Source organism: Streptomyces sp. NPDC003077 (assembly GCF_040611095.1).
Lineage (GTDB): Bacteria > Actinomycetota > Actinomycetes > Streptomycetales > Streptomycetaceae > Streptomyces.
Genome location: NZ_JBEXNM010000031.1, coordinates 1 through 22,906, shown reverse-complemented (window position 1 = coordinate 22,906; position 22,906 = coordinate 1). Strand labels below are relative to the sequence as shown.

The following is a 22,906-nucleotide window of genomic DNA, read 5'->3' as shown; positions in this document are numbered from 1 at the left end:
TCACCGCCCCCGGCCGGTTCTGGCCGACGGGGTGGGCCCGGTGATCGGCCTGCCGGACGGCGGAAGGGAGGGAAGACCGTGCGTGGCGCTGAGGACCGGCGCTCGTTGAGGGGAGGGCGCGGCGGCTGCCTGCGCGATGCGGCTGCGGCGCTCCGACAGCTCGTGGCTGATGACCGGTCGTGGCGGGTCGGAGGGCAAGGCGGGGTCGAGGGCGTAATCGGCCTGCACCCGGTAACCATGACGGCGCAGGTCATGGACGGCCTGCCGGGTGCGACGGGCGCCGTCCCGGTGGGGCTCGGAAAGCCGGTACAGGCCTGGTGTGCCGGGCACGGGCTCGAACTGTTCGCGGACGAGAAACCAGTGAGCCAGGTGCCGGGGGATGCGCGCGGTGGTCGCGACGACGTAGCCGTGCTCGGGGTGGGTACCGAAATGGAAGTGATCGGGCAGGGGCCGCTCCTTTCAGGTGCGGGCCAGCGGCGGAAGAGCCCTGGCGGGGCGGTGGGGGGTGGGATCAGAGGACGGATGGTGGGCGTGGACAACGTCACCGTTCCCCCAAGACACGGCACGACCTTGGCGTACGAACACCTCACCCCCGCCGGCCAGGTTTCGATCGTGGGCAGGACCTGCACTTGTCAGTGCATCCGGGCATCGGTATCGAACAGAGCAAGCTCATGCGGATGCAGGAGGTGTTGGACGATGAAGGACCGTCCGGCGACCTTCCACAAGCCCCGCCCACGGTTGAGGTGCGCGATGGCCTCGGTCTCGACGGACGTGAGGCCCAGGAGGGACGCGGCGGCGTGGAGTTGGTCGGTTTCCTGGCGGTAGACGATGCGGGTGGAGCAGTCGGCGAGCAGACCTTCGGCCAGGGCGCGTCCGCGGGATCCGGCGTCGCCGGCGGTGAGCAGGTCGGACAGGCGGTGGATCACCATGAGGTTGGCGATGCCGAGGCCGCGGCTGAGTTTCCACTGGGACTGCATGCGCTGGAGGAGACCGGGGTGGCGCATCAGGCGCCACGCCTCGTCGTAGACGATCCAGCGCCGGCCGCCGTTCGGGTCGGTCAGCGCGGATTCCATCCAGGCGGAGGCACAGGTCATGGCGAGGACGAGGGCGGTGTCGTCGCCGGAGCCGCCCAGGCGGGACAGGTCGATGGTGAGCATCGGGCTGCTGGGATCGAACGTGACGGTGGAGGGCGCGTCGAACATGCCGGCCAGGTCGCCGTGGACGAGGCGCCGCATGGCGTGGGCGAGGTCGCGGGCGGCGTCGCCGAGGCGGCCGGACATCGTGCCGCCGGCCGCGACGAGTTCGGCCGGGTTGTTGAGGGTGGCGGCGATGTCGCCGAGCAGTGGGGTGCGGCCGGTGGCGGTGGCTCGGCTGACGACCGTGTCCAGGGCGACGTCGAGGCCGGTGTGTTCCATCGGCAGCAGGTCGCGTCCCAGGACGGTGCGGGCCAGGGAGCCCAGGAGCAGCAGGCGGCGTTTGCGGATCTCACCGGCCCAGTCGGTCTCGGCGACGCCGGCGGGGCGGGGGGCCGCGTCCAGCGGGTTCAGCTTGCCCGGCAGGCCGGGGCCGAGGGCGATGGAGGTGCCGCCCAGCGCGGCGGCGACCGGTGTCCACTCGCCCTTGGGGTCGCACGGGACGTAGACGCGGTACCCGAAGGCGACCGACCGCAGGGCGAAGCTCTTGGCGAGCGCGGACTTCCCCTGGCCGATGACGCCGGCCAGCAGGACGTTCGGGTTGGTGAAGCCCTCGATCCTGCCGTACAGGGCGAAGGGGTCGAAGCAGAAGGAGGCTTCGGCGTGGACGTCGCGGCCGATGTAGATGCCCTCGGCGCCGAGTCCGCCTTCGGCGAGGAAGGGGTACGCGCCGGAGGCGGTGGCGGTGGTCATGCGGTGCGCGGGCAGCTTGAGCTTGTTCCCCCGGGCGGAGGCGGGGCCGGGCCGGCCCGCGGGCGGATACAGGGGGAGCGGCGTCTCGTGCTCGGCGGATTCGGTCCCGGCCGCGAGGGTGGCGGATTCGGCGCGGGCCTTGGCGACGGCTTCGGCGAGCTGTCGGCGGGTGGCTTTGCGGCTGGCGCGGTCGGTGCCGTGCGGGGTGAACAGGGGGCTGGCGCTGGCGCGGCGGGCTCGGCGTGCGGGCCGGTGGGTCATGAGGGGCGGCTTTCACGGGGCGGGGGTGTGGAGCGGCGCCGAGGGTCAGACCATCGACGAGGTGTCGAACGGGTGCTTCCCCTCCTGGACGTCCCGGTCGGGGCGCGTTCCAGCGGTGGCCGGTCCGGGACCGGAGACGATCTCGTGCAGAGGAAGAACAGGGGGCGCTTCGGCTCGCGAACGCGCTGACCTGCGGGAAGGGAGCTACTGGCTGCAGGTGGTGGTGTGGCCGTGCAGCGGGGTGTTGAGATCGGTGGGGGTGGTGGTGCGGCGGACGCTGTGGCCGGCGGCGAGGTGGCGCTGGCAGATGGTCAGCACCGGGGGGCCGTCCGGGAGCCGTTCGGGGCGGCAGCTGGTGTCGGGTGCGGGTGTGTCGGCCGTGGGCAGGAGATGGAAGGCGTCGTGCACTTCGGCGGTGGCCTGCCACAGCCGGGTGCGCGTGGCGGCCAGGTGGCGCGCGGCGGCCGGGTACGGGGGCCGGGTCGATTCGGTGAGCTGGTCGAGCAGCCGGTGCAGCGTGATCAGGTGCACGTGCAGGACGTCGAGGTGGAGGCGGTCCCCGGGCGGGGGCGGAGCACTCGGCGCGCCGCGGGCGAGGGTACGAGCGTGGTGGCGGATGCCGGCGCTGGCGGCCCGCAGGTAGGGGTGTGCGTCGGGAGCGGCGGCTGCGGTCAAAAGGGGGAGTCCTCCGTGCCGGGGGTTCGGTGGCGGGCAGGGCGCCGTGGCGGGGCGGTCACAGGGCGGTGCGGGCCAGGGGCAGGGCGCCGAGGGTGAAGGCGTCGGGCTGCTGGAAGTTCAGGCGCCGCAGGTCGACCTGGGCGGTGACGGCGGCGGTCTCGATCTGCGCGCACGCGGCGTCGAGCAGGGCGTCGGTCTCGGCGGAGACGGTGAGCAGGCCGGTCAGGGCGATGTCGGCGTGCCCGGCGATCAACTGGCGTTCGCGGGCCTTGACGTCGGCGTATTCGACGGAGTCGGCCTCGGAGTCGACCTGGCCGCGGCGGGCGCGTTCGTTGGCGTCGGCGATGATGGCCGCCTTCTTGCGCTGGACGTCGCGCAGGGCGGACTCCAGTCCCTGGGGCACGTAGACGAGGGAGAGGGTGCGCCGGACTCCGGCGGTGAACATCAGGCCGTGCAGGAACCCGGCGCTGGTTTCGGTGCGGGGCCAGTCCTCGACCCAGTAGGTGGCGTGCCGGGCGGAGTCGGTGGTCAGGCGGTCGTACTCCTCGACCTGGACGACCGGTCCGGCGGCTGCGGGGTCGGCTTCGGCGCGACCGGACGCGGACCACTGCTGCAGGCCGGAGAGGGCCTTGGGGTCGTACGCGGTGCGGATGACGGCGGCGATCTCGCGTGCGGTGAGCCAGCCGGTGACGACCAGCCCGGCGCTGCGGACGGCTTGGGCGATGGAGGAGGTGGTCTGCTCCATGACCGTGAACGCGCCGGGCAGCCCTCCGCCGGCCTGGCTGATCAGGCGCTTGGCGGCCTTGAGATCGAGGGAGATGGCCAGGTACGCCTCGTGCGGGGCGGCGGCCGGCCCGGCCGAGGCGACGAGTTCGGAGTACACCTGGCCGGCGACCGGGGTGTCGCGGCGGCCTTGTTGAGCCCAGTGGCGGGTGAGGGTGTCGCCGGAGTCGGGCACCGTGCGTTCCAGGACCTGCACGGTGGCGACGTGCCCGGTGCGGGCGATGCCGGCGAGGGCCCTGCCCCACGCGGCGACGTTGTGGTTCTGGGTGGCGGGATCCAGCAGGGCGAAGGCGCGGGAGGAGAGGCGGGCGACGGCGGTCAGGGTCTGGCGGTGCGGGTCGTGCACGGCGGCGGCCTGGTTCACCGAGTCGCCGGGGGTGACCACCCGCAGCGCGGCGGCGGTACCGGGCAGGTGCAGGACGCCGTCCTGCCGGGGGCGGGAGACGGGCCGAGCGAGCCACAGGGTCTGGCCGCTGCGGCGGCGCCGGGCGTACCGCAGGACGATCGGTGCCCAGTCGACCAGCGAACGGCCGTGCCGGCGGATGACCACCAGGGCTGCGATCACGGCCCACACGGGTGTCAGTACGAGGGCGCCGAGCAGTCCGGTTTCCACCACGGTGGCCAGCAGCAGGGCCAGCGCGCAGCCGACCAGGACCAGCTGGGGGAGGGACAGGCCGAGCAGGACGCCCCGCCTGGACCGGTGCGGGAATTTGACCGTGATCGGGGGGACGGAGAGTTCAGACAAGGGCCGTTCCGAGGAAGCGCGGGGCGGAGCCGGGGCGGCACGCCACGGGAGTGCGGTGGGTGCCGCCCCGGTGAAGGGCTGGGATCAAGGGCCGGTCGGCGGAGGTGGCGGTGTGCCGGCCCCGATGGCCGAACTGCCGGCGTTCGGGGTGGGCGGAGTTCCCTGGGGCGGAGGCGCGCCCACCGGGGGCGTGGACAGGAATGCCCCGCGCCGACTGGAGGGAGGCTCCGGGCTGGGGCCGCCCTGGCCGGGTCTGCCGCCGAACGGGCTTCCGGCGTCTTCGGGAGCGTGGACGGGCGGGGGAGGAGCGTCCTTGCGCAGGCTGCTCGTGAGCGGGTCGCCTCCGGACGGGGCACTGGAGCCGCTGCCCTTCTTCCCCTGCCCGCCGCTGACGGAGTGGGCGGCGATATCGCCGGGGAAGCCGCCGGGGACCGAGTCGGGGCCCTGTGGGGCGGCGCCCGCTCCGGCCGCCGCGCCGCCGCTGCCGGCGGTGGCGGCCATGGCGGTGGCCTTGCGTCCGGCGCGTTCGGCGTGCTGCCGGGCGAGCTGGGCACCGGCGCCGCCGGCGCGGTGGATCTCCTCGCCCGAGGTGCCCTCGGCGGCCCAGTGCACGAACTTGAACGTCGCGAAGGGCAGAGCAGCACCAACACCATGATCACGATGCCGGACAGGACGTCCGCGAGCGCGCCGAGCCCGTCCTTCGCCTCGGTCCGGCCCATCGCGGCGATGCCGAGCACGAAGATCACGGTCATCAGCAGCTTGGAGACGATGAGGGTGGCGGTGGCCTCGATCCAGCCGCGGCGCCACCGGCGGGCGACCTCCCAGCCGCCGCCCGCACCGGCGAAGACCGCCAGGGTGACCATGACCAGGATGCCGACCTTGCGGACCATCATCACGCACCAGTACAGGAACGCGCCGAAGGCGGCGCCGAGCCCGGCGAACACCGCGACGAGCCAGCCCAGCCCGGACAAGGCTCCCAGTTGGGAAACCTTCATGATGCGGCGTACGGCGGACTCGATGTCCAGGTGCGAGGCTTTGAACAGCCCGTTGGAGAGCGCGTCGACCACTTCGATGGCGACGGTGGTCAGCGCGATGGCGGCGAAGGCGAACAGGACGCCGCTCATCGTGCCGGTGAACGCCTGGGTGAGGGCTTGTCCGTCGCGTTTGACGGCGGCCCGGATGAGCTGCGCGCAGAAGGTACCGACCAGGATGATCAGGCCGATGGGCAGCAGAAGTTCGTAGTTGTCGCGGAACCAGCCGGCGTTCAGGTCGACCGTGGTGGTGGCGTTGACGGCCTTGGCCGCCAGGTCCGCCGCGGCGGCGGCGAGTTCACCGGCGCTCTTGGCCATCCAGTCGCCGATCGCCTTGCCGGGGTTGGAGGCGAAGTCCACCGCGTCACCGACGGCGCACAGCTGCTTCGCGAGGGGGAAGTCGCAAAAGCCCAAGGGAGGGCGTCCCTCCTTTCAGCGGGAGTGGGTCACTGGGTGACGCTGGGAGCGATGGCGGCCAGAGAGCAGTCGTGGCCGGGCCGGCACTGCACGGCGAGGGTCACGGCGCGCTCTTCGGCGCCCGAGCCGCCCTTCTTCCACGCGATGTGCTGCTTGCCGTTGACGGTGACGACGTAGAGGTACGCCTGGGTGATCGCCGAGGGATCGTCCGCCAGGGCCTGCTTGAACGCGCTCGGGTAGTGCCCTTCGGTGACCGTCGCGGTGGCGTACTGGTCCTGATCACGCATACGTGACCACAGCAGGGGATCGGGCACCTGGCCGGACACGGAGTTCCAGTCGGCGTACCGGCTCTCCGCGGTCATCCACGCGCGCATTCCGGCGAGCTGCTGGTCGCGGCCGGTGTCGCGGGTGTCGTAGGACCACAGCATCCGGGCGGCGGCCTTGGCGTAGGCGACCGGCTCGGCGATCTGCGGCGGACGGAGCACCGATCCCGACCCGGCCGCGGGCTTCACGGCGGCCTCGGAGGGTGACGGGCTGTTCGCCGCGGTGGGCGGGGTGCTGCTGCGCGGCTGCTGCTCGCCGCGTCCGGTGACCAGGGCGACAGCGGCGGCGATGGCGAGCAGCGCGGCGACGACGATCGAGACGAGCGCGATACGGCGGTTGGCCGACCAGCCGGCGCCGAACGCGGACAGCGAAGGGAGGCGTTTCTTCATCAGTGGACCTGCGAGCCCAGGGCACTGAAGAACGCGACGATGCCGTTGGCGGCGCCCAGGCCGAGCGCGGCACCGGCGGCGACGACCGCGCCCTTCTTCCCGTTGGCCTCGGCCTGGTGGCCGCCGGTGTGGTGGCCCCAGGCCCAGACCCCGAGGGAGACGGCGAGGGCGCCGACCACGGCGACGATGCCGAAGAGATTGATGCTGTTGACGACGTTGCGCAGGACGGCGAGGCCCGGAAGGCCGCCTCCCTGGGGCGAGACGCCCGGGTCGTAGGCGAGGTGGACGACGCGGTCTGCGAGTGACATGGGTATGGAGGGGCTCCTTGCGTGCGCCGGGGTGAGAGGAAGGGGAGAGGGAGGCGGCGCTCGGGGCGCGAGAAGGCCGGCCGGGGATCGTTCGAGACGGGTGTCACACGACGCGGCGGACGGCGAGGACGTTCCAGTCCTTGAGCGGCGTGATCCGGACCGGCTTCCCGGTCCTGGGGGCCTCGATCACCAGTCCTTCACCCATGGCCATGCCGACGTGTTCGGGTCGGCTCGCGGTGCCGCGGCTGAAGATCAGGTCACCGGGCCGCAGATCGCCGGCGGAGACCGCCTTGCCCTCGCTGACCTGCGTGTACGTGGTGCGGGTGAGCGTAATGCCGGCGTGGGCGTAGGACTGCTGCACCAGCGAGCTGCAGTCGCAGCGGCCCATCGGATCGGGGCCGTGGGGGTTGGTGCAGCTTCCACCCCACTGGTACAGGGTGCCGAGCTGGTGCATCGCCCAGTCGATGGCCTTGCGGGCCGCGGGGGCGGCGTCCTTGGGGATCGCGTACCCCTTCGGCACGCTGCCCTCGGGGATGCGCCCGTAGCCGGATCCGTCGTTGGCGGCGGGGCAGCCGCGGGTGCCGGTCTCGGCCTCCTTGCTCTCGGCCGCACCCGTACCGGGCTGGCCCTGGCCGCTCTTGGGGAATGTCGCGGCGAGGGCCTTCTGCAGAGCCGTCGCCAGCTTCTCCCACTGCGCGTACGCGCCGGGATAGCCGGAATTCTGTACCGCCTGGGCGGCCTGGGTGACGGACAACTGGTGCCAGCCGTGGACCTTCAGCAGGGCCTTGTAGAACCGTTCGCTCGCGTACACGGGATCGCGGACCTGCTGGGCGGTCCCCCATCCCTGGCTGGGGCGCTGCTGAAAGATCCCGAGGCTGTCGCGGTCGCCGTAGTTGAGGTTGCGCAGGCGCGATTCCTGCATCGCGGTGGCCAGGGCGACGATCTGCCCGCGCGGGGGGACGCCCAGGCTGATACCGGTGGCCACGATGGTCCGGGCGTTGGGGATCTGCTCGGCGGGCAGGTCCAGCCCCTCGACCTTGACGTCCTTGGCGGACGCCCCGTCCAGGATGGCGGTGACCTGTTTGGCGACCGCCTCGGTGTTCAGGTCGCCGGAGCACCTGCTGAGGGAAGTGGTGGTCTGGGCGGCTTCGCTGGAGGCGGCCATCATCATGGCGGTCCCGGCGAACAGGAGCGGGGAGAGGATGACGACGCCGATGCCGGCGGCTATGCCCTTCAATCCGGGCCGTCCGCCGACGGGTGCGGGCCGTCTGTGGACGGGCGCGGGCCGTCCGGCGGCCGGGAGGTGGGCAGGCGAGGATGGGGATCGGTCACAAGGGGTCCTTCGAAGTGAAGCCTCGGCCGGGTGTCAACGGGGGCCGGGAAGAGTGCTGCGGCCGAAATCGCGCGTACCGGATCAGATCCCTGCCGTACGGGAAGAAGGTGCGGTGGCCCGCGTCGCATCAGCCGTACCGGGGAAAGCCGTGCCTTTGCGAAAGGCAGGGGCGGGGACACGTCAGGCAGCAGTTCCACAACAGTAGGGGCGGAACTCCGGTTGCCGAAATCATCGGGCGCCTTGGGCTGCCGGGCGGCGGCACCGTTCAACCGGGAATCGTCCCCTACAGTTTTGCTTCCTCCCCTCGCCATCCCACCGCGCGGCGCGTCCATACCCGAATGGCCCGGCTGCGGATGACGCACGCGAGCCGGAGTGTCTTTCCCGTAACCCGCACGACCCGAATCGGGGTACCTTTTTGCCTTTCTCCCTGCACCAGGGCGACGCGCTGAGCGTTCTCGCCGAACTGCCGGACAACTGCGTCGACTCCGTCATCACCGATCCGCCGTACAACTCCGGTGGCCGCACCGCGAAGGAGCGCACGTCCCGCAGCGCCCGCCAGAAGTACGCCTCCGCCGACGCCGGCCATGACCTGCCGGACTTCACCGGCGAGAACATGGACCAGCGGTCCTACGGATTCTGGCTGACGCAGATCATGACGGAGGCGCACCGGCTCACCAAGGAGGGCGGCACCGCGCTGCTTTTCACCGACTGGCGCCAGTTGCCGATCACGACGGACGCGATCCAGGCGGCCGGCTGGCTGTGGCGCGGTGTGCTCGCCTGGCACAAGCCGCTGGCCAGGCCGCAGAAGGGACGCTTCACCCAGAACTGCGAGTTCGTCGTCTGGGCGTCGAATGGGCCGATCGACGGTACGCGCAACCCGGTCTACCTGCCGGGTCTCTACAGCGCCTCGCAGCCCTCGGGCAAGAACCGCCAACACCTCACACAGAAGCCGGTCGAGGTGATGCGCGAGCTGGTGAAGATCTCTCCGCCGGGCGGCACCGTGCTCGACTTCTGCGCGGGCTCCGGCTCGACAGGCGTCGCCGCCCTTTTGGAGGGACGGGACTTCATCGGCGTCGAAAAGACCAAGCACTACGCGCAGATCGCCGCCGACCGGCTCACCGACACCGTTCGCCAGACCCTGCACCAGGACGATTTCGTCCTGTCCTCCTGATCCGCGCCTATGGCGCGGCACGGTAGAGGAACTTTCGCCGGGCCGTGCCGGGCGTATAGCAGCGCCTTTCCGGTTGGCGAAACCGGGTTTTACCCGGATGGTTGGGACCGCACTGCACGTTCATCGGCCGGGGCTTCAAGGAGGACCTTCTCGTGCCTGAATCCATAGACCCGACAGGCGGCGGGGAAAGGGAACCGGTCCGGTTGCCGGACACCGACCTGGAGAGCATCGAGGCGAGCGTCCGCAAGCTGCTGGAGCAGTCGGCCGAGCAGGCCAAGCAGCTCGACAGTCTGTCCTCCGCACCGCCACCGCCGGATTTCGGCGCGTTCGGCCTTCCGGGATTCTCCGGTATGCCGATGCCGTCCGCACCGCCGGAGCCCCGCCCGATCCTGGAACTGGAGGGCGAGGAGTACGAGGACGAACTCGACGCCCTGTCGGACTGGGTGGATGACTTCCTCATGGCCGTCTACGGCGTGGAGGTCACCACCGCGGCGCCCTGGTGCCGGCAGTGGCAGGAGCACGACGCCGTCGTCGCCTGGCTACACGCCCTGTGGCTGGCCTATCAGCAGCACAAGGACCCGGAAGCGGGGCCCAGCGGGCTGTTCGTGTGGCACCGCGACTTCCTCACCCACGCCATGGCCGCCGTCCGGGCCCCCGGCGGGCCGCTGTCCGCCTGCATGACCGACCCGGACCGTCCCGCCCACCGCCTGCTGCCCGGTCTCATGCCCTCCGTCCGATCTTCGAGCCCGGAGGTCGAGGAGCCGCGGACGCCCGGCGCACCGGGCCAGGCCACCGGATGACCGGCCCCGAAGCCCGGTCGGCCTTCGGCCTGTCCTTCGATCCGCGAGCCCTGACCGACCTTCTCCAGGCCCCCGGCGACATCCGGGACCTGGCCCTCGCCCGCCTCCAGGATGTCGTCAGCGCCCGGGTGTTCGGCAGCAAGCTGACCGAAGAACTCGTCGGTTGCCGAAAGCTCTACATCGATCACCGCAACGCGTGGCGCGTCGTGTACGCCCAGCGTCCGGCTCCGCCGCATTCGGATCATCGCGTCGAGATCCACGTGGTCGCCGTCGGCCCGCGCGCCAAGCAGGAGGTCTACGAGACCGCCCGCGCCCGCCTGGGCGTCGTCCGGCGCCCGAGCCTGGCCCGCGCCCACGCCGCCCGCGTCCGTTCGCCGCAACTGGTCCCCCGGCGGACGGTCCCGAAGCCGGGCCCGCCGCCGTACGCGCTGCCCGGCCTTCCCGCACCCGCACCCACGACCGCGAAGGGCCGCGCACGGTAACGCCGTCACCCCTTCACGACCTGGTCGGCCAGGTGCTCTCGTCGCCAGCGGGCCACCGTGATCACCGCACTCAGGAACTACCGCAGCCATGCCCGCAGCCCCCGCACCGACACCACCCACGAAGGCGTTCACGGCCCTCGACCACCGCATCGAGGCGGCGGTGGGCCACACGATCGATCAGCTCTGGCAGCACCGCGACCGCGAGCTGCTCGCCGAACCGCACGCCCGCTTGGCCGACGCCCACCGCGCTCTGGTCCAGGCCGGGCATGCGGTGACCTTCTACCGTGTCCTCCTGCAGCGACTGGCCTCCGGCGAATTCCCGGTCGACCAGGCGCTGTTCACACGACTCGACCGAACCGTCCGGCAATTGAAAGAGGCAGCCGCCACGCGCGACGAATGCCACCAGCAGGTCGAGCACGCGCTGACGCCCATCGAAGCCGCCGCCCGTACCCACCGGACCGGTCCGGCACCGGAGCTGCCGACACTGGATCACGCAGCCCTGTTGGCCATCACCCAGGGAGCCACGTTGCGCGAGCACCTGCTCACGCAGCGCCTGTCGGTCGTGACCGCCTCCGGTACCCGGGTCGCCTACAGCCAGTTCCAGCGCTTGGAGCACGCCGGTCTCGTGGTGCGCGACGACTCGCATCCCCTGCACGCCGGTCAGCCCGTCACCGTCACCGAGGCCGGCCGCGCGCTCCTCGCCGGTCAGCGTCCGCCTGCCGCGGCTCCCGCACAACGACCGGGAGCCTGGCCCGCGCCCTCCCGCGCCCGTCGCTGAGCGCCAGGCCGGGCACCCGTACGAGGCCGCGCCCGCCTCCGATCCGAAAGCACCGATGCCCTCCTACGAACCGGACTTCCGCCTAGACGATTACCAGGCGGCCGATGACCGGGTGGACGAACAGTTCTCGCAGCACATCGCCGGTGACCAGGACATGCTCACCGTGCTGGCCGAACACCACACCAGCGACGACCGGCACAGCTTCTACGTCCTGCACAACCAGTCCGTCACCTGGGACACCCCCGGAAAACCACAGATGGTCGCCCTCCACCTCCAGCGGGACGTCGCCGCGCGCACCTTCCGCTTCGACCACGCCGAACTGCCGCTCCCGGCCATGGCACAGTCCTGGCTGATCGCCCGCGGCTGCCCCGAGGACAAGACCCTTCTGTCCCGGGACACAGGGACCGCCCCGGCGGACGACGCGACACGGACCCTGGAGGAGCGGCTGCGCGGCGACGGCGATCACTTCGCCCTCCTCACCAGCTACACCCGCGACAGCCCGCCCGAACAGACCACGGTGCTCCTGCGCGCCTGCGATGAACGGGAACCGCTGCCCTTCCGGGTGCTGCTGGAAGAGATCGACACCGACGCCTGGACGCACACCCTGCGGGAGGGCGGCTTCACCACCTTCGAAGCCGCCACGAGGTGGTGGGAAGCGCACTGGTACGGCGAGGACGTTCCGCTGCCGGCCCCTCCGGCGTCCGACCGCCGCGCGGCGCTGCCTTCGACTCCTGGCCGACCCGTACCTCCCGCGCCGCCGCGCGGCCACAGCCGCTGAGAATGGCGCGCTTCAGGCTCGCTGGGAAATGCCGACCCGCCGACGTCAGTCCGTGCGGAACATAGCAGTCCGCACCCGGTTAGCGAAACCGGGGATTCCTCGGACTCTTGAATCCGGCCTGCACGGTAACTCCCGGGCCTGATTCCTCTTTCTCGCTCTCACCCAATGGAGCTTAATTCCCCATGCGCGCAACCCGCATAGCCGTTTCTGCCGCCGTTCTCGGCGCACTGGCCCTGCCGCTCGTGACCACCACGACCGCGAGCGCCGCTCCCGCCCATACGTCGGTCTCGGCAGCCGTGTCCGGGCCGTGTGACCGGCTCGGGCCGTGGGTGATCGATACGAACGCCGTCACGATCCGCTCCAAGGCCACGACCAGGTCCACCGCCGTCGGGATCCTGTACCGGGGCCACAAGTTCACCGTCCACAAGACCAGTGGGAATTGGCATTACATCACCGACAAGACCACTGGCGTAAAGGGCTGGGTATCCGGAAACTACGTTTTCCGCGACGTCTACACCTGCCTGCACTGACCGGCCGGCTTACGCCAGCTCCCGGCTCGGTTGGTATCCCGTCACCGGCAACGCGCATTGCCTGCGAAGCGTGCACCGCTCCTCGCATGGGAAGGAAAAGAAAGGAGTCTTGCCGTGTTCGACGCCGAGGACGTCATGGGCGTCATCACCCAGCAGGTGGAGAACCGATTCCGGATGCCGCTGGATGAACTCCGCCGGGCGGTAACGGCGGCGCCGCAGGCCAACCGGGAGGCCACGGCCACCGTGCACTGGTACGGCCTTCTTGCCCAAGCTCAGGCCGCGCTGGAACGGGCCGAGGACGCGCTCGTCGAGGCGCTGGGCACCGAACCCGGAGAGCTTGCGGACCCGGTCATGGACTTGGCCCAACAGGTCAACGCCGCCGTCGCCGTGCGCGACGGGCGGGCCGTGCTCGTGCAGTACCTCCTCGACCCCGATGCTTCCAACGGTCGCAGGGGTCGACAGGAGGTCCACGTCGGCGGCCGTCAACGTCCCGCCCTGACGACGACCCCACCCACCCTGCCGGCCACCGCGACCGTCCCGGTACCAGGGGCGATGCGATGAGCGCGCGGACGAAACCCACGAGCCAGGACGAGGCGCTGGAGCAAGCCTTCGGCGCCCCGGTGAGTGACCTGTACGAACGGGCGGTGAGGCCCGATGCACCACCGGCCCTGGTACGCGCGCTGGAACTGCGCAGCTTCCTGGCGGTCGCCGAGCAGCAGGTGGCCCGGGTACGAGACCGTGTCCACCAGGCCACCGCCGCGGACCGCGATATGGACGAGCTGTCCGCCACCGACCTGCGCTTCGACGCTCAGTGGATGGACGCGGCACTGGCCGGACGCAACGGCTACCTCACCGCGCTCGGCGAGCTGCTGCGGAGCATGCCTCCTCCCGCTCCGGTGCCCGGCCGGGCCGTACAGATGACCCAGCCGAAGATCACCACTGCCCTTCCGCCCTCCCCTGCAGCCCACCGTGCCGGGGCGGCACCCGGGCACCGACCGTAAAGGCACCGCCGATTGGCCGAGCCCCAGCACCACACCACCGACCCAACCGTTGCCCAGACACTCACCGCGCGCATCGAAGACCTGTACGGGGCCCCGCTCGCCGCCCTTGAGGCCCACGTCGCCGCCCACCCCCGCGACAGCATGCTCGCCGCTCTGACCGGCAGCCGCACCGACCTGGAACTCGCCGAGCGCAACATCGCCTTCCAACTGGCGCGGCTACGCGAACTGGTGGGGCCGGGCAAGGAGATCGGCCGTTTCACAGCGGGCCACATCCTCGACTGCGCCCGCCGGATCTCCGAGTCCGTCGCCACCCGTGACGCGTACGCCAAAAGCCTCAGCAGCGTCCTGAGCAGCCTGCACCGTGTCCCGGCCCCGGAATCGGCTTCGGAGCCGACGCCCTCGCCGCCGACCGCGCCGCCCGTACCGGCTCCCGCTCCGGCGTCGGCCACGCCCCGCACCCGCTGACCTTCCCGCCCGTTCCAGGAGTTCCCCCTTGGCCCCTACCGGTCTGTCCCGCCCCACCTTGAACGACATCTCGCGCGTCACCGAAAGCCTGGAGATGCTCGCTCCCACCTGGAACGTGTGGGTGCTGATGACCCTGGCCTCGCAGCCGCTGCGCTACGCGGAGATCAAGCCCCGCCTGCCGTGGCTCCACGACGGCCAGCTTCATCCGAAACTGGGCAAGCTGGTCGACGCCGGGCTGGTCGAGCGCACCGAGCACGCCCCGCGCCACGTCACCTACGGACTGACCAGCCGTGGCACCGACCTGATGCCGGTCTTGGCGGTGCTGGCCACCTGGGGGGACACGCACCTGGAGAAGCCCCTCATACGGAACGAGGCCACCGGCGAACTGGAACCGAAGCCGCTTCCGCCGGCGCAGAACATCGAAGACACCCTCGCCCTGATCACTCCCCGCCACACCACCGCGCTCCTGTGGGTGCTCAAGTCCCGGGGTACCGCCGGCGCCAAGTCGCTGGCCGCCGAAGCCATGCCGGAGACCAGTCCGAGCAACGTGTACCCGCCGCTGCGGCGACTGATCGACGACGACTTGATCGAGGTCACGAAGACCGGTGACTTCCAGCTGTCCGCCAGCGGCCAGGCGCTGGCCCCGGCCTACCAGGCCCTGTCGGCGTGGGCGGCCGGACGCTCGCTCAAGGGCGCCGACGCGCACCCGCTGTGGGGGCAGAGTCCCGCGCCTTCCCAGGCACGGTCGGGCGCGTGGCTGACCACCCAGTCCCGGCGTGGGGTCCCGTCGGTCGCTTCCGGAGCGGCGGGTGCTCCAGCGCTGTCCACACGAGCGCCGGCCACGCCGTGGCGGGCCAGTGACCTCTTCTCGCACCAGATGCCCGCCCGCCCCAGCGCTCCGGCCGGGGGCCCGCGTCGATGATCCCTCCCGAGAAGTCCCGCACCGGTCGAACGGCCCGCGTGGTCACCGCCCTGTCCCACCCCGGCCTCATCCGCATCATCAGCGACATCGACGACAATGGCCCCGTCGACCGCCGCATGTTGCAGCGCACCTTCGCCGACCTCACCCGCCACCAGGTCCGCCACGCCCTGGATGCCGGACGGGCCCTGGGGCTGGTCCGCCTCGGCCGTCACGCGCGCACCAGCTACCTGCTCACCGACCGCGGCACCGGGCTTGCCGAGGTATACGACACCGCCGCCCGGTGGGCCCGCACCCACCAGTTCCCCTCTACGGCCGCCGACTTCGTCACCCGCGTCCAGCACACCCTCCTGCTCCTGAGCCGCGTGCCGACCATCACTTACGGGCCCGCTTCCTTCGGCCGGTGGGCGCAGCGACTGGTGGACGCCGGCCTCCTCCCGCATTCCGAGGCGGCGTCCGACCTGTACCTGCCCTGGACCGCCCTGACCGCGTGGATCCAGGAGACCCCACAGGTCCTCACCGAGCACGGGCTCCGGTCCACGACCGGGGCGGACGAAGGGGAGCACGCCGCGTGAGACCCAACGCCGGACACCCTTCGGCCCGCCGACCGGTTTCCCCCCTCCTGCGCGGTGTCTACCTGCCGCGCAGCATGGACGCCGCGGCGTCCGCCATGACCACGTACGGCATCCCGCTGCTGGTGCTCGCCACCACCGGCTCCGCCGCCCTGACCGGCCTGGCCTTCGCCCTGGAATGGGTGCCGCGCCTGCTGGCCTTCGCGCTGGCCGGCGCCCTGGTCGACCGCTACGGCACCATCCGCGTCTTCCGCCTCGCCACCGTCCTGCGCGCCGCGGTCGTCCTGGCCGCCGCGCTTCTCCTGCCGACCCAGGCCGACGGACTCGGGGCCACGGTCACCGTCATGCTGCTCGCCGCCTCCACCGGAATGCTCACCGAGTTCAGCTACCTCGCGGCCGAGACGGCCGGCGGCGTCGCCAGCCGCTCCGGCGGCGAATGCGCGCACCGCATACAGACGGTGCTCCTGGGCATCGACCAGACCGCCACCCTGGCCGGGCCCGTACTGGGCGGACTGCTCCTGGAGTGGGGAGGGCCCACAGGGATGCTCACCGTGCTTGCCGCGTTCTCCCTGCTCGCCGGTGCCTTCGCGCTCCGGCAGCCCAGGCACCGGCGGACCACCGCTCCCGCTTCCGTCGTCCGGAGCCTCCGCACCGGCTGGGTAACCCTGCGCTCCCTGCCCGCCCTCGCGTGGCTGGTCGCGGGAGTCACCCTGTCCAACCTCGCGATCGGCCTTCTGCAAGCCGCCGCACCCGTGATCGTGGTCCAGCAGCTCGGGCACTCCCATGCAGATGTCGGCCTGGTCTGGTCGGCCGCCGCCATCGCCTCCCTGGCCGCGGTCGCGGCCTGTCGGCGCGCCATCGACCGATGGGGCCTGTGGCCGGTCGGCGCCGTATTCGCGTTCGTCACGACCGCGGCCTGCCTCGCGATCCCCCTTGCCCATACCTACCAGGCGTACCTGGCGGTGCTCGCGATCCTCATGGCCGGCGAGGGCGGCATCACCGTCGTCCTGCGCACCCTGCGGTCCCACATGATCCTCGCCGACGCGTTCGGCAGCACCCTGTCGCTGACGATCCTGCTGCTCCTGCTGCCCTTCCCCGTTGCGGGCCTGCTTGTCACCGCGGTCCCGTCCGCCCTGCTCGGCCACGTCATCACCGGCTGCGCCGTCCTGCAGGCCGTCGGCCTGGCCGCCGCCTTCACCCGACTGCGCACCGTCCCCGGCCTGCGCGCCTTCCTCGCCTGACCCGGCTCCGTACCACCGGACCGCCGTCTCTTCCTCCCACCTGCTTGGAGCGTTCCCTTGTCCCTTCGCCCCGTCGTCCTGGTCGTCGCCGCATCCGGCAGGGAGGCCGAGGCATACCGCGGGTACTGCCTGGAAAACATCGCGGCCCACTACGACGTCGTCCTGATCACGGAGGCCGAACCCGCCCAGGAGCGCCCGTTCCTCGTCGACTGGGAGGTCGCCGACCCCACCGACCAGGCAGCGCTGGACGCCGCCGGTCGCGTCCTGGCCGAACGCCACCCGCTGGCCGGGGTGGTCACCTGGACCGAGTGGTACCTCGTCCCGGTCGCCCGCCTGGCCCGCCGGCTCGGACTGCCGGCCAACGCGCCGGAAGCGATGCGGCGCTGCGCAACAAGGCCACCGCCCGAGCGCTGTTCGCCCGGCACGGAGTCCCCTCGGCCGCCTCCGTGAGCGTGTCCTCACCCGCCGAGGCCGCCGAGGCCGCGCGAAACATCGGCTACCCGGTCGTCCTCAAGCCCGCCTCGCACGCCGCCAGCATCGGCGTCATCCGCGTCGACAGCGCCGACGACCTGCCGACGGCGTGCGCCTTCGCGGCCCAGGCAGCCGACCGTGGGGTGGAGAGCACCCAGGTACTGGTGGAGGAGTACCTCGACGGACCGGAGCTGAGCGTCGAATGCGTCACCTACCGCGGCCGGATCACGGTGGTCGCCGTCACCCGCAAGACCGTCGGCATGGAACCGTACTTCGAGGAACTCGCCCACTCCGTCGACGCCGACGACCCACTTCTCGCCACCGTCGCCCCGGCCGCTGTCGCCGCCCTCAAGGCCCTCGGCGTCACCGACGGCGTCAGCCACGTCGAGATGCGCCTGGTGGACAACCGCCCTCGGCTGATCGAGGTCAACGCCCGCATCGCCGGCGACGTGATCGGCCACCTCGTTCACCTCGCCACCGGCATCGACCTCGCGCGCGCCGCCGCCGACATCGCCTGCGGCCACGCTCCCGATCTCACCGCCACACGCCGCCAGGCAGCGGCGATCCGCATCGTCTACCCCGCCTACTCCGGCACCCTCACGGCGCGCCACCTCGACGAGGACCTCAACGCCATCACTGAGGGGCTGGAGCGCGTCCACTTCCAGCGCGAACCGGGGGACCTGCTCACCCTGCCCCCGGACGGAGACATGTTCACCGCCCGCATCGGGTTTCTCATCACCACGGCTCCCACCGCCGCCCTCGCCCAGACCCGTGCCACCGAGGCGTACCGGCGCCTGACCGTCCAGGTCGAACCCCAGGCAGCCGCCTGACACCGCTCCCGACTCTTCCGGATGTGCCCATGTCCGACCCCGACACGATCGAGGGGGACGTGTACGTCTCCCCGCGCTACCTCGCCGGCATGCCCGGCGTCGACGAGGTCGCCCTGAAACCGTTCACCGACAGCAACTGGCCAAGCCAGCACGTCGATGACGACCTCGGCAGGACCGTATACGTCTCACCCGACAGCCGACTCCGCGTCGGCTTCTTCGGCGACGACTACGACCTGTGGAACATCGCCGCCTACGCCGACCCCTTCGGCCCCCGGAGCTGGGCGGCGACCTTCAACCAGAACACACCCCCGGAACTCGTCGCCGGATTCACCCAGGCCCTGGTCCAGGACTACCCGGACGGCAACAGCCGCTTCCTCGCCCGCCCGCCGCTGACCTGGCACGACTACGTCCGCCCGCTGTTCACCGCGGGCTGGGCACACGGAGCCGCCGAACGGGGCACGGTGGAGATCATCGCCCCCGACAAGCAGGCCGGCGCCTTCATCGACCTGCGCCGCCACGATCCGGACGACGAGACCGTCACCCTGTGGGCGGGCCCTCCCGGCTGGGCCACCCGCGCCGAGGCCGCCTTCACCGCCAACACCCCGGCTCACCTGATCGCCGCCACCGCCGCCGCCTTCACGGACTCGGCCCCCGTCGCCCGCTACCGAGAGTGCCTTCAGCCCAGGCTGGCTGCCCTGGCCCGGCTTACCCCGGTCCAACCCCCCGAACCTCCGGCGCCGACACCGCTCGATGTCCGCCGCGCCGCCGCGCGACGCCGTCCTCCGACACTCGGCACCAGCAGCGTCCCACGCTGGAGCACCACCACCCTGCCCCCGGCCCCAGCCGGTGTCCGTAGCAGTCCGCGCCGCTGAACGTGCCGTTCCCTCGCCCGTCCGCACCCTCAGAAGGCACCCCTTGGCCCTGCACGCCCAGCAGTTCTTCGCCGAGCACCTCAGGCTGCCGTTCGGCGAGAGCGCCATCGTCGGCAACACGTACTACGCCACCCCGCTGCCCAGCTTGCCTTTGCGGCTGCGCATCGACTTCTCCCGCACCATCCGCGCCGACGAGTACGACGGCCTGCGCCTGGCCGTCATCCACCCGGAAAAAGGGGAGATCGACGCCGCCGTCCTCACCTTCGCTGACCACCACACCTTCACCCGCCGCGACGCGGCCCACGGCCTCCGCCCCGGAACCAGCGGCTACGCCCGCATCCAGCACTTCCGCGACACCGACCTGGTGCCCTGGAAGGGCGCCGAGACCGGCGAGCTACGGGCGGCCATCCAGCGGTACGCGCAGACCTGGCTCCCCGGCTCGTGGACGGGCACGACCCCCTCCCGCTCACCGGCTCTGACCGTCCGGAAGGCCCCATCCATGCCGATCAGTGCCGCAGCGACCCGCACCCGCTGATCTACGACGCCAACCCGTCGGGCCCACGACCCACCGCGTCGGCGCCTTCCGTAGTACCAGCCGGTCTGCGCCCCACCCTTGCTGGCCAACGGATGCCCCTGGTTCACATCCCACTCAGGAGAATCTCTTCTTGCGCACCCGCTCCGCACGCCGCCTTCCCGCTGCGGCCATCACCGTCGCCGCCGTGGTCGGCGCCGTGCTCTGGTCCCCTGCCGCCTGGGCCCAGCCCGCCGAGCCAACCCCGTCCGCGTCCGCTGCCCCGCGCGACGGCGCGGAGACTGGCGGGATCACCATCCTGACAAAGGACCCCGGCGGCGACACCGTCACCGGGGCCACGTTCACACTGTTCGACTCCGAGGGACGACAGGCAGGCAGCGGTAAGACCGACGCCGACGGGCAACTGTCCTTCCGGGATCTGGCCGCGGGTATCTACCGACTCAAAGAGGTCACCAGCGGAAGCCGGTTGCACGATGTGGTCCAAGACCAGGACGTCATCGTCGCACCGGGCGCTGACACACTGCTGACGATCATCGATCCCTTCAAACCCGCATCCCTCCTGCTGAAGGCGCAGGACAGCAAGAGCGGTAAGCCGCTGGCCGGCTCCACAGTCAACATCGGCACCGGAGACAAGACCACTGTCACGCTGACCACTGGCCCCAACGGCACGGCCGCCGCGACGTTGAACATCAACAGACGAGCGGGGAACAGATTTTGGGTCAAACAGATCAAGGCGCCAGTCGGATACGAGCTCGACGAACCCGCGCGTGCCTTCACCGCGAAACCCGGCGACCCGGTCACCATGATCGTCACCCACACCCAAACCGTTAGCACGCCTCCGACGCCCACTGCCACGAGGGAGCCATCTGACAAACCAATTCCGGAGAAGTCGGCAACGGATACGCCGGCCCCGAACCAGGCCTCCCCGAGCGAGCCCGGTAAGAGCCCCAGCGCTTCCTCTTCGTCCTCCTCGTCCGCCGAGGCTTTCGACGCCCTTGCCGCAGACGAGGACGTACCGAGCGCCTCGAATCCCGTGTCCAGGGGCGTGCTCGCCCACACAGGCGCTGACGCCACTCCATGGCTGATCGGTAGTGCGGCACTACTGATCGCCGCTGGTGGAGGGGCGGTCATCACCGCCCGGCGACATCGCCGCGACGAGGCCTCCGAAGAGAACTGACACAACGCGATACACGTCGCCCATGATGCCCCAGGAACCTACCCCCAGGTTCCTGGGGCATCTGCGTGCCCGGGCGCTCACTGTGTGGCCTCGCTGAACGGGAACAACGCGGCAGAGGATTCGGGAAGGGGCCAAGGCCTCTATTTTCAGGCTCACACTCCTGCCGGATGCGATGGTATGCGGGGGGTTCCACCGTGCTTCGCCAGTTGTCGATGGATAGCGAATCCGGTCGTCCGCTGTACGCCGGCCTCCGGCGACTAACTTGATTGGCAAGGTGGCCCGTGAGGCCGCCCTACGACATGCCTGATGGGCTGCGGATGTTGGTCTGCGCCATTGAAGCGCTGCGGCGATGAAGTGCCGGTGCCCTTTCGAAGCTTTGCTGCCTACACTGCGCTAATTGTTCTGTGTGTCGGCAGAGACACGCTGAACAGGGGATCAGCTGTCACTATCTGCTTCATCCATGAGGCGGGCCCGCCATTCGGCACGTGGTTCGGCCTTCCAGTTGGGCAGAAACGCAGACAGACTTGGGTCGCTTTCGATCTTCTGCTGGGTAGATCGCATCCCTTCGTCGATGATCGCGTCCCACTTCTCCGTGGCGAACTCGACGCGGCAGGGCAAGTCTTTGATGGTCTTTTCATTCAGGGTCAGGTAGTTCGATGCGTGCCTTCTGCACTCGCGTCCCTTGGGTACGTACGCGTCGGCGCCGGCCTGCTCGGGAAGCAGAGAAATGAGGACCGCGCCCCCGGCCTCGGCGATTCTTCGGGCTGCCTTGCTTGCTGCCGAGATCTCCCCCTTGGAGGGATCCCGTTCCAGGATCTCGACCAGGGTGCCGCGGATGCTCACCGTCTCGCGGTTGGCCAGCGCAGTCTGCAGAGCCTGGCGGAAGGTCTCCGTCATCGATGTCATAACGGCGATTGTCGCGATTGGCTGGACTTGAGACGTGCGCATGACGGCGGCGCTCAGGGCATATTCCCTCATATGGCAGATGCACACCGGGCGCGGTCGCCGCTTGATTTCAGGGAGCCCGTGCGAACTTTCTACGGGCTTTAAACGCTCTGATCGGTTCTGAATGGTGCAGGAAAAGGTGGCCGTGGACCGATTTTGCGATGTGCTCGTCCGGAGCCGGACGAGCCGTAGCGGAATCGCGTCCTGGAACCTGGCCGTCACACAGTCCAGCCGAGAGGGCCGTCGCTGTCTGCCAGCGGTATCTGCGCACGACACCTCGACATACGGCACGGCCCGTCGTCCCAGCCGTACGCCCCCCAACCTGCTCACTCGGCACGACTCGGCCGTTTCGTCTGGACCATCTGTTTGCTGGGCCGGTGTGTCGCTGACCGACGTGCGGTGGGCGTGAACTGAGCGAGCCGTTGCTTCCCTCGCCGGGCGACAAGGTTCGCGAATTCCTACCTCAGGACGGGAGGTACCCCCCCGTGACGTGCCAAGGAGCAGGGTGTGGGGTGGGTGTCGCGAACCGTTCGGCACACGACACCAAGGGGCACCATGCGCGTCTCCCGGACCCTGCTCACCTGCCTGCTCGCCACCGCCGTGGTGGGCTCCCTGGCCCTCCCCACCGCGGCGGCGCCCGGCCCCGGCACCGCTGGCGCGGCCGGTACGGCCCGTGAGGTTCAGCGCGATCTGGACCTGCTGACCCGGAGCGGCGCGGTGGGGGCGCAGGTGAGGGTGACCGAGGGCGGCCGGTCCTGGCTTGCCAGGTCCGGCCGCGCGAAGAGAGCCGGGAGGGCTCCGGTGCCGCGCGACGGGCGGTTCCGCATCGGCAGCGCCATCAAGATGTTCACGTCGGTGGTGCTGTTCCAGCTCGTCGGGCAGGGGGAGGTGGCGCTGGACGCGCCCCTCTCGCGCTATCTGCCGACGGGGCTGGTGCCCCAGGGCGACAGGATCACCGTCAGGATGGCGCTCCAGCACACCAGCGGGCTGCACGATGTCGCGCGGGACCTGCCGCAGGGCGAGGAGCTCGTCCGTACGCGCTTTGGCCACTACGACGGGGCCGGGTAGGTGCGGCGGGCCGCGGCCAAGCCTGCCGACTTCCCGCCCGGCACCGGCTACGGCTACTCCAACACCAACTACCTCATCGCCGGACTGATCATCGAGCGCGTGACCGGCCACTCCTACGC

23 protein-coding genes and 3 pseudogenes are annotated in these 22,906 nt (G+C 70.9%); 17 read left to right on the top strand and 9 right to left on the bottom strand.

Features of this window, described 5'->3' with window-relative positions:
• From ABZX96_RS21010 to ABZX96_RS20975, 8 genes and pseudogenes are all read right to left on the bottom strand, one after another.
• A complete protein-coding gene (locus ABZX96_RS21010; protein ID WP_355546544.1) occupies window positions 1-330 on the bottom strand; it encodes a hypothetical protein in 330 nt (109 codons plus the stop codon).
• Window positions 331-632: 302 nt separating this feature from the next.
• A complete protein-coding gene (locus ABZX96_RS21005; RefSeq protein WP_355546542.1) occupies window positions 633-2,147 on the bottom strand; it encodes an ATP-binding protein in 1,515 nt (504 codons plus the stop codon).
• Window positions 2,148-2,351: 204 nt separating this feature from the next.
• The gene (locus tag ABZX96_RS21000; protein ID WP_355546540.1) at window positions 2,352-2,822 is read right to left on the bottom strand and encodes a DUF6238 family protein; all 471 of its coding nucleotides are present in this window, start codon (window positions 2,820-2,822) and stop codon (window positions 2,352-2,354) included.
• A 58-nt stretch (window positions 2,823-2,880) separates the two neighbouring features.
• Complete coding sequence (locus ABZX96_RS20995) at window positions 2,881-4,353, bottom strand: SCO6880 family protein (protein ID WP_355546538.1); 1,473 nt, start codon at window positions 4,351-4,353, stop codon at window positions 2,881-2,883.
• Between the two features lie 84 nt (window positions 4,354-4,437).
• A pseudogene (locus ABZX96_RS20990) lies at window positions 4,438-5,798 on the bottom strand (ATP-binding protein).
• A gap of 32 nt (window positions 5,799-5,830) precedes the next feature.
• Window positions 5,831-6,514: a hypothetical protein gene (locus tag ABZX96_RS20985; RefSeq protein WP_355546536.1), complete on the bottom strand. Its 684-nt coding sequence runs from the start codon at window positions 6,512-6,514 to the stop codon at window positions 5,831-5,833.
• A complete protein-coding gene (locus tag ABZX96_RS20980; RefSeq protein WP_355546646.1) occupies window positions 6,514-6,828 on the bottom strand; it encodes a DUF6112 family protein in 315 nt (104 codons plus the stop codon). Before ABZX96_RS20980 ends, ABZX96_RS20985 begins: the two co-directional genes overlap by 1 nt.
• Before the next feature lie 97 nt (window positions 6,829-6,925).
• Complete coding sequence (locus tag ABZX96_RS20975; RefSeq protein WP_355546534.1) at window positions 6,926-8,059, bottom strand: C40 family peptidase; 1,134 nt, start codon at window positions 8,057-8,059, stop codon at window positions 6,926-6,928.
• Window positions 8,060-8,570: 511 nt separating this feature from the next.
• On the opposite strand from ABZX96_RS20975, the gene ABZX96_RS20970 reads away from it, so the two are divergent.
• The 16 genes and pseudogenes from ABZX96_RS20970 to ABZX96_RS20895 all read left to right on the top strand — a co-directional run bounded on the left by ABZX96_RS20970 (window position 8,571) and on the right by ABZX96_RS20895 (window position 20,774).
• Entirely contained in the window at window positions 8,571-9,326 is a 756-nt protein-coding gene (locus ABZX96_RS20970) for a site-specific DNA-methyltransferase (protein WP_355546532.1), read from the top strand.
• Window positions 9,327-9,478: 152 nt separating this feature from the next.
• Window positions 9,479-10,126, top strand: coding sequence for a DUF4913 domain-containing protein (locus ABZX96_RS20965; RefSeq protein WP_355546530.1), 648 nt, complete (start codon window positions 9,479-9,481; stop codon window positions 10,124-10,126).
• Window positions 10,123-10,608 carry a hypothetical protein gene (locus ABZX96_RS20960; RefSeq protein ID WP_355546528.1) on the top strand — a complete coding sequence of 162 codons (486 nt, stop codon included), beginning with the start codon at window positions 10,123-10,125 and terminating at the stop codon, window positions 10,606-10,608. Before ABZX96_RS20965 ends, ABZX96_RS20960 begins: the two co-directional genes overlap by 4 nt.
• Before the next feature lie 88 nt (window positions 10,609-10,696).
• Window positions 10,697-11,386 (top strand): hypothetical protein, encoded by a 690-nt coding sequence (locus tag ABZX96_RS20955; RefSeq protein WP_355546526.1) that lies wholly within the window; start codon window positions 10,697-10,699, stop codon window positions 11,384-11,386.
• Window positions 11,387-11,441: 55 nt separating this feature from the next.
• Window positions 11,442-12,164, top strand: a complete 723-nt coding sequence (locus ABZX96_RS20950) for a hypothetical protein (protein WP_355546524.1) — start codon at window positions 11,442-11,444, stop codon at window positions 12,162-12,164.
• Between the two features lie 182 nt (window positions 12,165-12,346).
• Window positions 12,347-12,694, top strand: coding sequence for an SH3 domain-containing protein (locus ABZX96_RS20945; protein ID WP_355546522.1), 348 nt, complete (start codon window positions 12,347-12,349; stop codon window positions 12,692-12,694).
• 114 nt (window positions 12,695-12,808) lie between these two features.
• A complete protein-coding gene (locus ABZX96_RS20940) occupies window positions 12,809-13,255 on the top strand; it encodes a hypothetical protein (protein WP_355546520.1) in 447 nt (148 codons plus the stop codon).
• Entirely contained in the window at window positions 13,252-13,695 is a 444-nt protein-coding gene (locus ABZX96_RS20935; RefSeq protein WP_355546518.1) for a hypothetical protein, read from the top strand. The genes ABZX96_RS20940 and ABZX96_RS20935 overlap by 4 nt, the downstream gene beginning before the upstream one ends.
• A 12-nt stretch (window positions 13,696-13,707) precedes the next feature.
• A complete protein-coding gene (locus tag ABZX96_RS20930; RefSeq protein WP_355546516.1) occupies window positions 13,708-14,160 on the top strand; it encodes a hypothetical protein in 453 nt (150 codons plus the stop codon).
• Window positions 14,161-14,188: 28 nt separating this feature from the next.
• On the top strand, window positions 14,189-15,082 hold the full coding sequence (locus ABZX96_RS20925) for a helix-turn-helix domain-containing protein (RefSeq protein WP_355546514.1): 894 nt from the start codon (window positions 14,189-14,191) through the stop codon (window positions 15,080-15,082).
• Window positions 15,079-15,654: a hypothetical protein gene (locus ABZX96_RS20920; RefSeq protein WP_355546512.1), complete on the top strand. Its 576-nt coding sequence runs from the start codon at window positions 15,079-15,081 to the stop codon at window positions 15,652-15,654. Before ABZX96_RS20925 ends, ABZX96_RS20920 begins: the two co-directional genes overlap by 4 nt.
• A gap of 74 nt (window positions 15,655-15,728) precedes the next feature.
• Window positions 15,729-16,892, top strand: a complete 1,164-nt coding sequence (locus ABZX96_RS20915; protein ID WP_355546644.1) for an MFS transporter — start codon at window positions 15,729-15,731, stop codon at window positions 16,890-16,892.
• Between the two features lie 78 nt (window positions 16,893-16,970).
• Window positions 16,971-18,193, top strand: a pseudogene (locus tag ABZX96_RS20910) (ATP-grasp domain-containing protein).
• A gap of 29 nt (window positions 18,194-18,222) precedes the next feature.
• Window positions 18,223-19,065 (top strand): DUF317 domain-containing protein, encoded by an 843-nt coding sequence (locus ABZX96_RS20905; RefSeq protein WP_355546510.1) that lies wholly within the window; start codon window positions 18,223-18,225, stop codon window positions 19,063-19,065.
• 43 nt (window positions 19,066-19,108) lie between these two features.
• On the top strand, window positions 19,109-19,600 hold the full coding sequence (locus ABZX96_RS20900; RefSeq protein WP_355546508.1) for a hypothetical protein: 492 nt from the start codon (window positions 19,109-19,111) through the stop codon (window positions 19,598-19,600).
• Window positions 19,601-19,730: 130 nt separating this feature from the next.
• On the top strand, window positions 19,731-20,774 hold the full coding sequence (locus tag ABZX96_RS20895) for a SpaA isopeptide-forming pilin-related protein (RefSeq protein WP_355546506.1): 1,044 nt from the start codon (window positions 19,731-19,733) through the stop codon (window positions 20,772-20,774).
• Between the two features lie 435 nt (window positions 20,775-21,209).
• Here the strand turns inward: ABZX96_RS20895 and ABZX96_RS20890 are convergent, their stop codons facing one another.
• Window positions 21,210-21,680: a hypothetical protein gene (locus ABZX96_RS20890; RefSeq protein ID WP_355546504.1), complete on the bottom strand. Its 471-nt coding sequence runs from the start codon at window positions 21,678-21,680 to the stop codon at window positions 21,210-21,212.
• Window positions 21,681-22,274: 594 nt separating this feature from the next.
• Between ABZX96_RS20890 and ABZX96_RS20885 the strand changes: the two are divergent.
• Window positions 22,275-22,906 (top strand): annotated as a pseudogene (locus tag ABZX96_RS20885) (serine hydrolase domain-containing protein); the annotation flags it as partial.